The 285-nt window shown below is 47.4% G+C and carries 1 protein-coding gene; it reads left to right on the forward strand.

Annotation, left to right across the window (positions count from 1 at the left end):
- On the forward strand, positions 1-285 hold a 285-nt coding region (locus FNK51_RS26240; RefSeq protein ID WP_141995245.1), incomplete at both ends, for an SH3 domain-containing protein.

The raw sequence follows: 285 nt of genomic DNA on the forward strand, positions 1-285 counted from the left end.
AAATATGTGAATGTGAGCACAGGTTCACTTAATATGCGGAAAAGCGGGATAGATAGTGCCAGCATAGTCGCAAAGCTGACAAGAGGCACACAGGTAACGGTGTATTCGGAGTCCAAAGGCTGGGCGAAAATCAAAGCCAATGGTAAGGATGGATATGTCAGCGCCAAATATCTGTCTGCTTCAAAGCCAGGATCGGGAGCAACGTCAGCCACACCTGCAAAAACGACGACGAAATATGTTACGGGTTCCCTCAATATGCGAAAAAGTGGAAAAGCTACCGCAAGC

The sequence above is a fragment of the Bacillus sp. B4EP4a genome (assembly GCF_006680105.1).
In the GTDB taxonomy this organism is placed as follows: Bacteria; Bacillota; Bacilli; order Bacillales; family DSM-1321; genus Peribacillus; species Peribacillus simplex_E.